General features: G+C 58.4%; 15 protein-coding genes. 9 read left to right on the top strand and 6 right to left on the bottom strand.

The features are described from left to right. A complete protein-coding gene (locus RIE31_03850; protein MEQ8639731.1) occupies positions 1-207 on the bottom strand; it encodes a hypothetical protein in 207 nt (68 codons plus the stop codon). Positions 208-713: 506 nt separating this feature from the next. Between RIE31_03850 and RIE31_03845 the strand changes: the two genes are divergently transcribed. Continuing rightward, on the top strand, positions 714-1,844 hold the full coding sequence (locus RIE31_03845; protein MEQ8639730.1) for an ion transporter: 1,131 nt from the start codon (positions 714-716) through the stop codon (positions 1,842-1,844). Positions 1,845-1,971: 127 nt separating this feature from the next. Here the strand turns inward: RIE31_03845 and RIE31_03840 are convergent, their stop codons facing one another. From RIE31_03840 to RIE31_03825, 4 genes are all read right to left on the bottom strand, one after another. Beyond that, the gene (locus RIE31_03840) at positions 1,972-2,766 is read right to left on the bottom strand and encodes a DUF4145 domain-containing protein (protein MEQ8639729.1); all 795 of its coding nucleotides are present in this window, start codon (positions 2,764-2,766) and stop codon (positions 1,972-1,974) included. A 62-nt stretch (positions 2,767-2,828) separates the two neighbouring features. After that, on the bottom strand, positions 2,829-3,503 hold the full coding sequence (locus tag RIE31_03835) for a hypothetical protein (protein MEQ8639728.1): 675 nt from the start codon (positions 3,501-3,503) through the stop codon (positions 2,829-2,831). A 238-nt stretch (positions 3,504-3,741) separates the two neighbouring features. After that, positions 3,742-5,157 (bottom strand): hypothetical protein, encoded by a 1,416-nt coding sequence (locus RIE31_03830; GenBank protein MEQ8639727.1) that lies wholly within the window; start codon positions 5,155-5,157, stop codon positions 3,742-3,744. Positions 5,158-5,312: 155 nt separating this feature from the next. After that, entirely contained in the window at positions 5,313-6,488 is a 1,176-nt protein-coding gene (locus RIE31_03825; GenBank protein ID MEQ8639726.1) for a hypothetical protein, read from the bottom strand. A gap of 194 nt (positions 6,489-6,682) precedes the next feature. Between RIE31_03825 and RIE31_03820 the strand changes: the two genes are divergently transcribed. From RIE31_03820 to RIE31_03795, 6 genes are all read left to right on the top strand, one after another. Beyond that, positions 6,683-6,928, top strand: coding sequence for a helix-turn-helix transcriptional regulator (locus RIE31_03820; protein MEQ8639725.1), 246 nt, complete (start codon positions 6,683-6,685; stop codon positions 6,926-6,928). 209 nt (positions 6,929-7,137) lie between these two features. Beyond that, on the top strand, positions 7,138-7,560 hold the full coding sequence (locus RIE31_03815; protein ID MEQ8639724.1) for a hypothetical protein: 423 nt from the start codon (positions 7,138-7,140) through the stop codon (positions 7,558-7,560). A gap of 330 nt (positions 7,561-7,890) precedes the next feature. Beyond that, entirely contained in the window at positions 7,891-9,378 is a 1,488-nt protein-coding gene (locus RIE31_03810; protein ID MEQ8639723.1) for a DNA methyltransferase, read from the top strand. After that, a complete protein-coding gene (locus tag RIE31_03805; GenBank protein ID MEQ8639722.1) occupies positions 9,375-9,785 on the top strand; it encodes a DUF5681 domain-containing protein in 411 nt (136 codons plus the stop codon). Before RIE31_03810 ends, RIE31_03805 begins: the two co-directional genes overlap by 4 nt. Further along, positions 9,772-11,289, top strand: a complete 1,518-nt coding sequence (gene terL, locus RIE31_03800; protein MEQ8639721.1) for a phage terminase large subunit — start codon at positions 9,772-9,774, stop codon at positions 11,287-11,289. Before RIE31_03805 ends, terL begins: the two co-directional genes overlap by 14 nt. A gap of 59 nt (positions 11,290-11,348) precedes the next feature. Then, positions 11,349-11,564, top strand: a complete 216-nt coding sequence (locus tag RIE31_03795) for a hypothetical protein (GenBank protein ID MEQ8639720.1) — start codon at positions 11,349-11,351, stop codon at positions 11,562-11,564. A gap of 33 nt (positions 11,565-11,597) precedes the next feature. Here RIE31_03795 and RIE31_03790 read toward each other — a convergent pair whose 3' ends face one another. Continuing rightward, on the bottom strand, positions 11,598-12,191 hold the full coding sequence (locus tag RIE31_03790) for a hypothetical protein (protein ID MEQ8639719.1): 594 nt from the start codon (positions 12,189-12,191) through the stop codon (positions 11,598-11,600). A gap of 129 nt (positions 12,192-12,320) precedes the next feature. Here RIE31_03790 and RIE31_03785 point away from each other — a divergent pair, with 129 nt between their 5' ends. Beyond that, complete coding sequence (locus RIE31_03785) at positions 12,321-12,884, top strand: DUF3489 domain-containing protein (protein ID MEQ8639718.1); 564 nt, start codon at positions 12,321-12,323, stop codon at positions 12,882-12,884. Further along, complete coding sequence (locus tag RIE31_03780; protein ID MEQ8639717.1) at positions 12,884-13,360, top strand: DUF2924 domain-containing protein; 477 nt, start codon at positions 12,884-12,886, stop codon at positions 13,358-13,360. The genes RIE31_03785 and RIE31_03780 overlap by 1 nt, the downstream gene beginning before the upstream one ends. The last annotated feature ends 123 nt before the right edge of the window (positions 13,361-13,483 follow it).

Genomic DNA, 13,483 nt, shown 5'->3' with positions numbered 1-13,483 from the left:
CTAGTTGAGTGAGGTGCCGTCCGGCGGTGGCGACTGATCCTGCAGCTCCCTGATCGCTGCCAGAACCCGCTTCCACACCGCCACGCCGTCCATGTCTCCTTGCTCAAGATGCCGATCAGCGTTCTGTGCCGCCATGATGACCGCATCTTCGCCATGAGCGGCGACGAGCGTGGACGCCGTGCGCCAAACATCTATTGCCTCAACCATGCGGCCTCGCTGATATCTGCCCACACAATATGCCACCGGATATGCCACAGGAAAAACCAGGCCCACCTACAGGTCCGTCAGACCATCGCCCTCTGAGTCACCCTGCGGTGCGAAACAGGCGCAGCCTGGGCCCTTGTGACAGGTCTTGTTGCGGGCGATGCAAGAGTCGCCGCACGGCTTCCCCACCGTACAGACCCGGCAGCAGGCTGCCTGGCTGACGCCATCGGCCCAGGGAACCTGCACCTGGGCCTGGCAAGGCGCAGATACGAGGTCCGGAGGGCCATTGTCGCCAGCTAGCCCAGCAAGTGGCAGGGCCAGTCCAACGGCCAGCGCCAAGATTTTCAAAGACCTGTAGATCAGACACATCACCCTGCCCTCTCCGTTTGGCTAGCCCCACCTGACGAGCAGAGTTTCCTACAAGTCTGCCAGCCCAAGTGTGAGACACATCACACCCAGTGCTGCAGAGCTACGCCTAGGCTGAAATGGGGAGTATGGGGTGCAGGGGAATGGCCGTCAGCCAAAGCACAGACCGAGATAACCGTCCGACCAATAGTCGATCTGTGCGGCATCGAGTCATCGAAGCTCTGGATGCACCGCAATCCCTGCCGGCCCGTATCGTCGTATACTCGCTGCTGGCCTTTATCTATGGCTCTGTGGTGCTTCTGGTCATAGAGCATCGATTTCCTGACATCGCCAGTAGATACACCGACGTCCTGGACGGCGCCTCACGGTTCATATTGGCGGTCTTTGCGTTGGAGCTCGTGGTTCGGCTCTCATGCTATCCCAAACCACTCAGATATCTCTTCAGCTGGTGGGGTCTGATCGATGTGGTCGCGGTGGTCCCTGGCCTGGTTGGTTGGGTAGCACCCTTCGGCGCCGATCTTTCCGCCCTGCGGGCGCTTCGCCTGTTCCGATTCGTTCGCATTCTGAAGCTCATGAGGGTGTCAGGTGCCTCAGCGAGAACAGCCGGCGGCATATCCCGCAAGATCCTGCCCTATGTAGCTATCGGTGTCGGCATCAAAGGGCTTGTGGTGGCGCTGGAGGGCAAAGCCTGGTGGCCTCCGCTCGGCAGTGACCTCACTATCGTCATCGGCGTCACGGGCTTTGCGATTGGTATTTTGCTTGGCACCAAATTGGGAATCGTCCAGCGACGCATCCACGCTCTGGAAGATGCGATTGCCCACATTGCCGGCTCTCTTCGTGACATCAACAAAGACAGCCCGGCCGTCGTACGCGAGATCGAGTCCTGGACAGCATCTTTCCGCCAAGCCTTACAAAACGGGGTCGCCGACCACCTCAACCAAATGCGGCAGCGGTCAGATCACCTGGAACAAGTCCTGGAGAAGGCCGGCATCGGTGGGCCTGTGACGGCCAGTCTGCACCGCGATATTGAGTTCGTATTGCACCGTGCGCAGAGCCATACACCGATCGCTTATGAACGCTTCCTGCGCAATGTGACGGTGGTCTATACGGGCGTCGTCATTCTCGCCATCCCAGGCCTGGTGGGCTTCTTCTCTGCGGCGCTCGTGATCTATGTCCTGGGCGGCATGTATGTCCTCATCGAAGACATGGACGATCCGCTGAACCGCGATGCCGACTCACTGATCAAAGTAGATCTGGCGCCGATAAATTTCTAGTTCAGCACAACAAGAATACCGCTACGTTGACCCTCAAGCTGTCCCACATACGCTGACATCAGACACGTTAGAAACAGTTTCCACCGCCCACTTGTTCTGTAAAGGACAGTCATAACTCGCCTCGTCCCTATCTCTTCTTGTCGCGTATCTCTATTGCCTTGCGCGAACTCTCTGGCAGACCGCTGTACATCTCCGCTACGTGCTTCGGTTGGCTGATCATTATCTCTGCTATGAGGTTGACGAGGCCGAACAACTTCTTCGCCGTGGCACGATCGTCCCGCAAGTCGATCTGTCCGGGGTGAACAGCGTTGTTGCCAATCACGCGCACTACGTCCAGCGCCTGTTGCACGCGCACGTCCAGTCCCTTCCTCACGAGCGAGGCGATATCATCGTCTATACTCTTGCCGTTCTCGCCGAGGTGAGCGCATAGCTTCTGGATGCCAAGACGCAGGAGCGCGGCGGCTCCTCTGGGCGAGAGGTCGAAAATTGTGCTTGCCTCGCCGTAGTCCCTCTGGACATCGTCGGGTAGATCGGGGTTGGGAAGTGGTGCCTCACCCCGCTGCGGCCAAATCAGTCGGTCGTAGATCCAGAGAGCCACGTCGTTACAGTTGTAGCAGCGAGATAACGAGACATTCTGCAGGTCGAATTCGCGATACTTCGAATTCCGCTCGATGAAAGGCCGTCCCTTGGCCATCCGCTCAGCCCAATCTCTCAGCCTCCTCCGCTCATCAGCCTCCTCGATGTGGTCAAGGGTCATGTCCTTGACCTCGTCGTCTGTGAGCCGGAGCGGCGTCCCGTCCTTCTTCATCGCGGCGGCGTGAAGCGTAAGCCAGAATTGTTTCGCCAGCGCGCCGCAATGCGGGCAGTTGAAGGCGAGCTGGTCAATTGCTGGCGGTACGTACTTGGCTCGGACGTCAACCATTCTCTTTCCTGTGAAAGAGTTGGAGCGCTCGACAGGACTCGAACGCCGAATGCAATCCTAATCTACTTGTTCGGATAGTAAATTCCTCCTGCACGTCCCCGCTTGACCGTGATCAGTTTCTCACGGGACAGTGCGTCCAATAGGTCCCTCGCAGTAATTCCAGTACCGTCTAACATCGATACAACGCGGGGACGAAGAGCCCTGCCCGAGGTTCTTATATCGTCAAAGATTTGCAGCGCTGGCTCGACCATGCTGGAGTGTCGCATTCGAAATTGGCGCCATCGGCGAAGGTATGGCAGTGTGTTCAAGTACCGCTCTAGGACTTGGTCCTTCAGTGCCGGATAGGTCTTGTATTCAACCCGATTTCGGCCCTGCAAATCTGAGATGATCGGTTTTGCTTCTCCCTCACGCTGCAAGCCACGCAGGGCATTGGTTTGAGTGCGCGGCTTCCTGGTCTTTAGGGTCAAGAGAAAATCCGAAGGAAGTGCATGTGCGATGCCAACCTCAAGAGATACGTTCGCATTCCCCCCGGTCACGTCAAAGATGCAACCCGCTGAATCTCGGATGAGTCCTGTGATGTGCTCTAACAAATAGTCTGTGGAGGAAATTCCCATTGTATCTGCTAAAACGATATGCAGTGGCGTTTCCTTCTCTATGTCATATCTAAGCTTGTCAAAGTTTTTGCGTATCGTATTTAGAAACGGACATCCCACAAATATTTGATATACCTTGACCATGTTTCGACTCCGAATAACTGGCTCTGAATAACACAGCTCTATAACGACTGAGAATTGAAGGCCAAGAGATGGGTGTTGGTATCGGCAGACTTCGAACCTTCGACACTTAGCTTAGGCAACCGATACCCAAACACCGAGCTACGGATACGAGGGAGCGGTCCGCAGATGGTGTTTCGAACCATTCCAGTCAACAACATCCTTTGCAAGGTGATGGTCCTAGGGCATGTAGATACAAGGATTAGGAGCCCTCCGGTTTGTCTACTTGTGTTGAATGTGCCTCGCTACCGCTATCACTCCCGACATCTACTATAGATGCATGGTGGGTATGCGGCCTGGGGTTTTCGTCCGATTTTTCAACCGCCTTGGGTTTTGGCGGTCGTGGCTGCCAGGCTCTGAGGTGCTGCCCGACTTCGTCATAGAAGACGATGGCAAGCTTCTCCAATTCTTCGATGAATGTTCTAGAGCCGGAAAATCGTCCTGCCGTATCCCTGACCATCAGAACCTGGAAGTGGTGCGGCACTAATTTGCTGTTTTCTGGGAGAAGCCCACTCGGGCCACCTTCCTGAATGGATAACAGAGTGGACATTGTCGGTGGCGTTCGGCCCGGCCATTGGGCTTGAATATAGACCTCGGGATGGTGGCAACGAGTCAGCTGTCGCGTCAGCCAGCTGAACCGGGCGCCGGCACCTTTACGATCCTCGGGCGCCTGTAACTGCATGGCACAACGCAAGGTCCGCGTCTGTAGGTCAGCGGTCACTTCAATCTCACTTGCCGCGCCAGGGACCTGGATCGTGGCCGACAGAGTCTTGTCGGAGGCTAGCTGTCGGACCGCGGCATCCACCCTAAGAGTCGGTTCGTCACGCTCGCGTCGTGTGAGTCTGAGGGTGACCGGGGTATGGAGATGGCGTGTCAAGTTCAGACAGAGGTCGCGTTCTTCCTGCTGCCAACTGCTGACTGCTGCGACTACGTCAGGGGAGTTTCGCGACAATGTCCCACCATTGCGTACTGTGTCGACAACTGACTTCCATTGTCGCCCCATGTGGCCGAAACCGCTGATGCCTACCGAATCATGCGACAGGTAGCGGATAATCTCGTCGATCAGAAAGGCCTGATCGGGGTCTTCAACCTGCTTGTTCCAATCCAGCAAAAGGGCCTCGGTCAATACCCACATCCATGGCCAGTGATAAAGCCCAACCCGATTGGTCAGACTCTTGCGCAGTCGCACCGGGTGATGATCCGCGCCAGCGACGAATTGGTTGGATAGAGTGATGACCGCATCGACCCTATTGGCCCGAGCGAGCTCGGCATAGCGTTCGACCTGTTGGGGATCCAGCTCCGTATTGCCGATCTTAGCTTCCACCAGGGCGGACCAAGTCTTCTTGCCGGTCCGCACGACGATCAATCCATCAGCCCGTGAGCGGAGCTCTGCTGGCTGATTGGCTAATTGGGGCTCAGTCCAGCAGCTGACACGCGAGGTCTTGCGAACCGGCTTTCCCGCGGCCGAGAGTATCTTGTTGGCCAAGTCTGGTACGGCCACCATGCCCGCTAGCAATACAGAGGTCACGCGCTGCTCACGGCTGGTGTCGGCAACCACAGGGATCAGGCGTGCTGGCTCACCACGCAGCAGAAAGTCTGGTCTCTCTCCCGTTGTCATAATCACCACCCCGAAGCGAATCTGTGAAGTACAAATTGAATTCTATTGGCACATCTTGGAATGATGACTCCTATTCTGTGCAAATATATCAACGGCTTCAATCATCACCCTGTGATTCAGATCACAAGGGCCGACCCGAAGACCTATCTTTTCCTTTAGTAGCTGGTGTGCTCCAGCTTATCATTTAAGCTATCCGTCACCTGATCGATCGCCTGCAGCCACTGGTCCTGGTGACGCAACGCTTGTTCGATCATAGGGACTGCGCCACCCACGACCACATAGATGTGATCACCATTGCCGGGGCGGGCCTGAATCTCGCCGCCCAGCACGTCTGCCAGCTGCCGTACATAGCCCTGGGTGATCTCCAATACCTCCTTCTCTCGCGCACCCCAGTTGATGGCCTCGGTCATCAGCCGGCCCCTGGTATCGATGTGACCCAGGTTGAAGGAGGTCCCGTCCACCGCCGTCCAACGTAGGATCAGGCTGCGACGAAACTCGAGCACAATGCCTCGTGCCTCAGACTCGGCCAGGAAGTTTCGGAGTTTTTTGGGAAGTGACGGATCCAATGCCGCCATGTGCTCGTAGAACTGTTCGGCGGTCAGAGACTGGCGACTGGCAACCTTGGCTGTCGTCCTGACCTGAGGTGCAGACTCAACCGACAACCGGTTGTCATCGAGGCGGACGACGCCCCGCTCGATGTTGAAGGTACGGGCGATGAGTCTCGGCTGCACCAGGATTTCGCCTGCCGGCAGCCGATAGAGGGCCAGTTCGGTCAGGGCCAGGGCGAAGTGAGTTCCGGCATGGGACTGGAGATGGCCAACGAGGGCTTCCGTCTCTTCCCTTATGCCATCGCCTAGGATGAAGAACAGGCAACGGCCGAGCCTGAGATTGCGAGAGATCGCGTCGATGAACGCAGACTCCTCAAGCTCCGGGGCCACCAGATCATAGAGGCCCTGTGTCAGGCGGGACCCATTGAGCTGAGCACCTCGTTGAGCGGCCGCCTCAAGATCGCCATAACCCCAACGGGACAGGCCCTCGGCATAATCCAGTACCTGGGCCACCACCTGGCGGCGCATCTCGGGGTTGCGCCAGAGCTTGCACTCCACCAGCACCAGATTGCCGGTCGGGGTGATGAACAGATTGTCGACCGGACCATTGGGGGTCGGCAGCTCCATACAGACCGGCACCAAGGGCATAAAGGCCGGCTCGATCTCCTCCACCGGCAGGAGCCCGGGGTGGGCCTGCACCAACCGCTGCAGCCACTGTTCGTGGTACAGCACCCGGCCCGCGCCATCCTGGCTCAGGTCCAGCCGCGGCAGTGGGTCCGCCACCCCTGGTCCGTCCAGGCCTGAGACCAAAATCGGCCCGGCATGCTGTCGTCCACCCATCTCAATGTCCCCGCCACAGATACCGGGGGCACCAGCCTCCCCACAGGCTATTGGTCGCTAATCCTGCCGGGGAAGTCCAGTCAATTGAGACTCATCGTCTGTAGATCAAAAGTCAGCAGAGTTGGCCCACTCGGGCCATGGACATTCGTCGCACGGTTGGCCTCAATCTCAAGCGCCTGCGCCAAGAGCGTGGCCTCTCGCAGGAGGTCTTTGCCTTTGAATGCGGCCTGCACCGGACCTATATCAGTGGTGTCGAACGCGGCGTTCGCAATCCCACTGTCGTCGTTCTACAAAAAATCGCCGACGCACTAGGCGTGTCCATTGCCGAGCTGGTGGAAGACGTAACTCCAGCCAACCGACGTCGACGACTGGGCCGGCACTAAGCCCGAGTCTATTGCCATTATTCGGCGAACAAATTCATCACAACAATTGTTGCCGGGCATATCAGAGGCCTGATTCATCCCCTGTATTTTTTCTCTTGGTGTCATGAATCTGTTGATGTAGAAGAGTCTCACCAAGTGATTCGTCAAGGAGGACGGTTGTTGATCGTCCTCCACGGGTGACCAACAACCGTTGAAGGAGGTTGGTCACGATGACGGACAAGACGATTCCCATTTCAAGATTTTCGGCAGCTGCGCTGATTAACTCGAGCGAGATCGCGCTCGACCCTCAGCACGGGAAGCACCATCACGCTTGTGAACTGGTGCCCATTGGCTCGCTGACGTTTCTGGCGCCGAATCGCTGCGCTCATTCACCGCCTGAAGAGTTGAGCCTCGAGAGCGCATGTCTCGAGAAAGGGTGGCTCGGCCCAATCATCGTTGACGAGCGTGGGCTCGTTTTCGAGGGAGATTTCTGCCCGATCTGCGCCCGGGAAATCGGCATCCAGAATGTGCTGGCCTACAGAGTTCCCGCCCTTGAAGCCCTCGAGATACTGGGCCTTTTACTTGTTTATTGGCGCGATCACTGTGGCTCTTCCTCCTCTCAGGAACCGTCTCCCGAGGGAGGTGATGAATGATCATCTCCGCTCTGACAGCACCTACACCAACATCGACAGATTCGCATCAGCGCAGGTGCGGATTGGCGTTTGCAGTTAACTGCAAACTTCAGTCAGCCGGCGACTATTGGGAAAATGAAGTTAACTTCACAACGACAAGTCGAATGCATGGCGAACACTTGCATACTAATTCAACAAGCCTGTTGACGAAGGAATCATTTCATGGCTACGGTCGCTGCAACGTAAGTCATCTACCGCCAGTTCAGCTGGAGTACGGAGATGCGGGGGTCAATCCGCTGTCGTATTCCAGGAAGGTGGTAACGGAACGACAGCTCGCAAGAGGAGTCGTTCATGTCCGATGACTTTCGCAGTACGCCACGAGATGCTCTATCTGGTGGCGCGAAAAGCCCAAAACCAAGCACCACACCAGGGACACCAGGCCTCCCAGGTCAGGGTCTAACGGATCTGCGCAACCATCCGGCCATCGAGATGGTACGGCTGAGCGATCTCAATCACCTGCCCGACAACCCGCGTCAGCATACGAAACATCAGAAGAAGACGCTCAAGCGCCTGATCAAGCGAATGGGTTTCCTGGGCGCTATCCTGATCGATAGCCAGAACCAGATCATCGCCGGCGAGCTGCGGGTGGAATGTGCGGCCGATCTCGGCATGGATGCTGTCCCGGCAGTAAGAGTCACTCACTTGAGCGCCGTCGAACTCCGGGCCTTCCGTATCGCCGACAACCGTATCGCCGAGCTCGCCGAATGGGACCAGAAGGCCTTGGCCCACGAGTTCGAATACCTCGCTTCGGTGAACTTCGAGGTGGATCTGACTGGCTTCGAACCGCCGGAGATCGACTTCGTTATCCAACAGGCGAATGAAGAAGATGACGATCCGCTAGACGAGGTGCCGGAAGTGGACCCCGATGCGGTGCCGGTTTCTCGCCCGGGCGATCTGTGGCTGCTGGACGACCACCGGCTGCAGTGTGGCAACGCCGTAGACAGGGCTGCCTGGAATGTCCTGATGGGCGGCGAGCAGGCCCAAATGGTCTTCACCGACCCGCCCTACAATGTGCCAATCCGTGGTCACGTATCTGGGCTGGGCCGCAATACCCACCGCGAGTTCTCTCAGGCCTCGGGCGAGATGGCAGATGGTGAGTACATCTCCTTCCTGGCCCATTGCCTGGTCAAGGCAGTGGATCACAGCAGCGATGGCTCCTTGCACTTCGTCTGCATCGACTGGCGCCATTACCGTCACCTGCTGGAAGCCAGTGACCACATCTACCAGGATCAGCTGAACCTGGTGGTCTGGAACAAGACCAATGGCGGCATGGGCTCGCTCTACCGCTCCCAGCACGAGCTGATTGCCGTGTTCAAGAGTGGCCGGGCGCCACACATCAACAATGTCCAGCTCGGTAAGCACGGCCGTTATCGGACCAATGTCTGGACCTATCCTGGCCAGAATGCCTTCGGGGCAGAACGGGACGAAGCGCTGGCAGCCCACCCGACGGTCAAGCCGGTGCCCATGGTGGCTGACGCCATCCTCGATTGCTCAACCCGTGGCAGCATCATCGCCGATCCATTCATCGGCTCCGGCACCCTCTTCCTGGCGGCCGAGAAGACTGGCCGGCGCGGCTATGGCCTGGAGATTGATCCGCTCTACGTGGATGTAGCGGTGCGCCGCTGGCAGGGCGCTACCGGCGGTACGGCACGTCTCCGGAAGACTGGCCAGAGTTTCGATGAGGTAGCCGCCTGCCGCGGGCCAGGCGGCGATCCCGCTCCGCAACCAACCATCGAACCAGACGCTGACGATGATCGGGGCGAAGGAGTGCCGGTATGAGCAGCGACTTTGAGGTCGGCTACAAGAAGCCGCCGAAGAAGCACCAGTTCAAGAAGGGTCAGTCCGGCAACCCCAAGGGAAAGCCCAAGGAGGCCAAGAACCTGAAGACCGTCCTGGGCAAGGAACTAAACGAAAAGCTCACCATCAAGGAGGGCGGCAAGCCCAAGACGGTCTCCAAACAAACAGCGCTAGTCAAAAGCCTGATTGCCAAGGCTGCGAACGGCGATGTCCGTGCCATGACCTTGCTATTCAACCTGATTTACAAATTCCACGACGCAGAAGAGGTGCCGATCGAAGAACTCGATCTAACTAAGGCTGACAAGGCAATTCTGGAAAACTTCCAGAAGCACATCCTCAAGACCCAGACCCCCAACCCAACTGAGAGAGATGATCATGACGCTGAGTGACATGCCTGAAACTGACGGAGCCGGATACGAAGAAGTCGAAGCCTTGCTCCGCAAGGATTTCTATTCTTTCGCGATCAAGGCGTTCGAGACCGTCAATGTGGGGGAACAGTTCGAGAGCAACTGGCACCTGAAGCTCTTGTGCTGGCGCCTCGGTCATACCTGTACCGGCTGTGAGCGACGACTTCTGGTGGCGCTTCCGCCCCGCAACCTCAAGTCGTTCCTGGTCTCCGTGGCCTTCCCGGCTTGGTGCCTGGGTCGGGACCCGACACGCCGCTTCATCTGCTGTTCCTACACCAAGGACCTGGCTGAAAAGCTTCATCGAGACTTCGTGCGTATCATCAAGGCGCCCTGGTACAAGAAGGCATTCCCCAAATTGAAGATCGGTGACAAGGACAGTCTCGATGAAACCACCACCACCAAGGGTGGGTTCCGCTACGCCACATCGGTCGGCGCGACACTTACAGGCCTCGGCGGTCACTTCATCATCATCGACGATCCTATCAACCCCAAGGACGCCACCTCAGAAGCGGAGCGCAATCGCGTCAACCACTGGTATTCAAGCACTGTGCTAACTCGCTTCGATAATCCTAAGACCGGGGTCATGATCATCATCAGCCAGCGAGTTCATCAGAATGATCTCATTGGCTATGTGGAGGAACTGGATGACTGGACACGGATTTATGTTCCTGCCATCGCGACGGAGAGCGAGACCATAAGAATCGGCGATGATGAATTCTATGAGCGAAAGAAGGGCGAAGCCATGCACGAAGCGCGCATGGGCCTGGACAATCTGAACACATTCAGGAAGACGCTGGGTCCGTATAATTTTCAGGCCCAGTTCCAGCAGAATCCCATGCCGCCAGAAGGTAATTTGATCAAGCAGCGTTGGTTCAGAAGCTATGACACGCAAAACCCGCCGAAGTTCGATACGGTGGTCCAGAGTTGGGATACCGCATCAAGCATCAGTGAGACGGCCAGCTATTCGGTTTGCACCACCTGGGGTATATGCGAAAGCCGCTACTACTTGATGCACGTGTTTCGTGAGCGGATCGAGTATCCCGACCTGATCAAAATGGCACAGCATCTTTGTATTCGGCGCAAGCCAAATCTTGTGCTTATTGAAAACGCATCAACCGGCCGATCACTGATGCAAAGCTTGGCGCAGAGCAATCAGGTGCCGTTCCGAGCAATCAAACCAGAAGGCGACAAGGCAATCCGCATGGAAGGCGTATCAGCGATGATCGCTGATGGCCGGGTGTTTCTGCCAGCCGAAGCACCGTGGCTCGATGCTTTCCTCAGCGAAATCCTTGCATTCCCAAACACTCGCCACGACGATCAGGCTGATAGTGTTTCGCAGTTCCTGCGCTGGGCCCAGACTCACTACCATAGGAAGTTGCCGGAAGTGCGGTTCCGCGCGATCTTCCCGCTCGACACTGTCGATCACTATCGCGCCCGTACCGGCGTCGATGTGTTTGACAATTTGCGTGGCTTCCGCGGCTATTAGGGTAACTGTATCTCAACATTCGTCTGGACTTCACCGGCTCGGCAAGCGTCACTCTGACCATGGCCGGCGAAGCCCATGACGACACCCGAGACCTGGTCAACCAGCTGTTCGCCGCCGCTACGGCTATGCTGGAATACGTCAGTGATATTGCGGTAGCGGGTCAGTCCTCTCGGCAGAGCCTGGCCGAGCTGATGGAACTGGCAGATCAGCTCAATGTAGAAGCCGGGAAGATAGCGACGGTCGCGCGCGCCGCAAGGGTGATCGCTGCCGGATAGAACCGAGATTCCATCTGGCGTGTGGACAGCCTGCTACCTAGGCACCAGGGGTTTCTGCAGCAATTGCAGCGGTGGATCTGTGTTGACCTGGCCAACCGCTTCGAACCCATGCCGCCGGAAGTAGTTGAACAACTTTATAGCGCCGGACGGCACGCTGAGCCGCATGGCCCGCCGCTCCAGGCGGATGGTCTCCTCCGTGATCCAGGACAGCACCTCAGAACCCTGGCCGATGCGAGCACGACTGACGATCAGATTGCCTGCATAGACTGCGGTATCCCATTGTGGCCCGGGCCAGACCTGGTCTGGGTCGGCTAGAGCCAACCAGAAGGTGGCATAGGGCCCGCGGCCGCCTTCCACCACATAGACCGTCCGGGCCGGTGCCCCGGTGGTACGATCCAGCTTGGGCTCGCTGCTGGTCAGATACCAGAAGGCCGTGTCCTCGGCTTCTGCGCCAAGGACCCAGGGCCACAGGCTGATGTTCTTGGCATTGAGCCAGGCTTCGGCTTCCTGGAACAGGCCGAGGATGATCGGCAGGTCACTGACCTGTGCGACACGGACATACATGAGACGGTTCCGGGGGATATTCAGGGCATTGGAGACGAGGCCCATTTCTCGCTTGTCAGCCACCGCAAAGCAAGCATGCATGGGGCTTGGCCCTGGCTCATCTGAGAGCACGCCTGGGCCCGGCCCGGACCTCCGGGTTTGGGGTGGTGGGAGGCCATGGAGGCCCATGGCCCAAGCACAAGGAACCACCCCATGCCCAATCTCACCGATACCCAACGGGTCATTCTGGCCCATGCCGCCAAGCGTGACGACGGTGCCGTCCTACCTCTGCCCGCGTCCCTCACCCTCAACAAGGGCAGCGCCGCGTCCGTGCTCAAGAGCCTGATAAAGAAAGACTTGATCGAAGAACGGCCAGCCAGTGCCGGCGAGGGGGTCTGGCGCGACGGTAAGGACGGCGAGCACGTCGCACTCGCCATCACCTTTGCAGGTCTGGAGGCGATCGGCGTCGAGCCGGACGATACGGCCGAAGCAGCCAATCCCACGACCCAATCGAAGCCAAAGAATCCGCGCAAGAAGACCACCAAACTGTCAGCAACCACCGGTATGCGTGTTGGTACCAAGCAGGCCCTGCTGATCGACCTTCTAAAGCGCAAGGGCGGCGCCACCATCGACGAGGCGGTGGATGCAACCGGCTGGCAGCGCCACTCGGTGCGCGGCGCGATCAGCGGCACGCTCAAGAAGAAGCTCGGCCTCGACGTCACGTCGGAGAAGGTGGAGAGCCGCGGCCGGGTCTACCGCATCACCGGGCGAGGCTGATGGCACTCTGCCGAAAAGTGCATCGGGAAGGCGCCGACGGGGCGCTCGCCGCGGAACTGGCGGCCCTGCCCGAACTGCCGCTCGACGGGCTCAAACAGCGGAGGCAGGGCCTGTACGGGTCTCCGCCGCCGTCACGGCTGGGGCGCGCCCTCATGACCCGAGCCGTGGCCTACCGGCTGCAGGAACAGGCGTTCGGCGGCCTCCGCCCGGTGACCCGCCGCCGGCTGTACCGGGCCGCGGAAGAGATCGCCGCCGGCCGCCCGCCGTCTCGCTCCCCGACTACGGTCAAGCCCGGCACGCGGCTACTGCGAGAGTGGCAAGGCGCCACCTATGAGGTGATCGTGCTGGAGACCGGCGTGCAGTATCGCGGCCGGACCTGGGCCTCGCTCTCTGCCGTGGCCCGCGAGATCACCGGCGCTCGCTGGTCCGGGCCATTGTTCTTCGGCCTGAAGGGCCGCCGTGATGACCGCGCCTAAGCTCCGACGCTGTGCGGTCTATACCCGTAAGTCCTCCGAAGAGGGGCTGGAGCAGGACTTCAACTCCCTGGACGCCCAGCGCGAGGCCTGCGCGGCCTATATCAGGAGCCAGGCGGGCGAAGG

This window comes from Alphaproteobacteria bacterium (genome assembly GCA_040218575.1).
Lineage (GTDB): Bacteria > Pseudomonadota > Alphaproteobacteria > JAVJRE01 > JAVJRE01 > JAVJRE01.
Note: the sequence above shows the minus strand (reverse complement) of the source record. Positions and strands in the feature narration are given on the sequence as shown.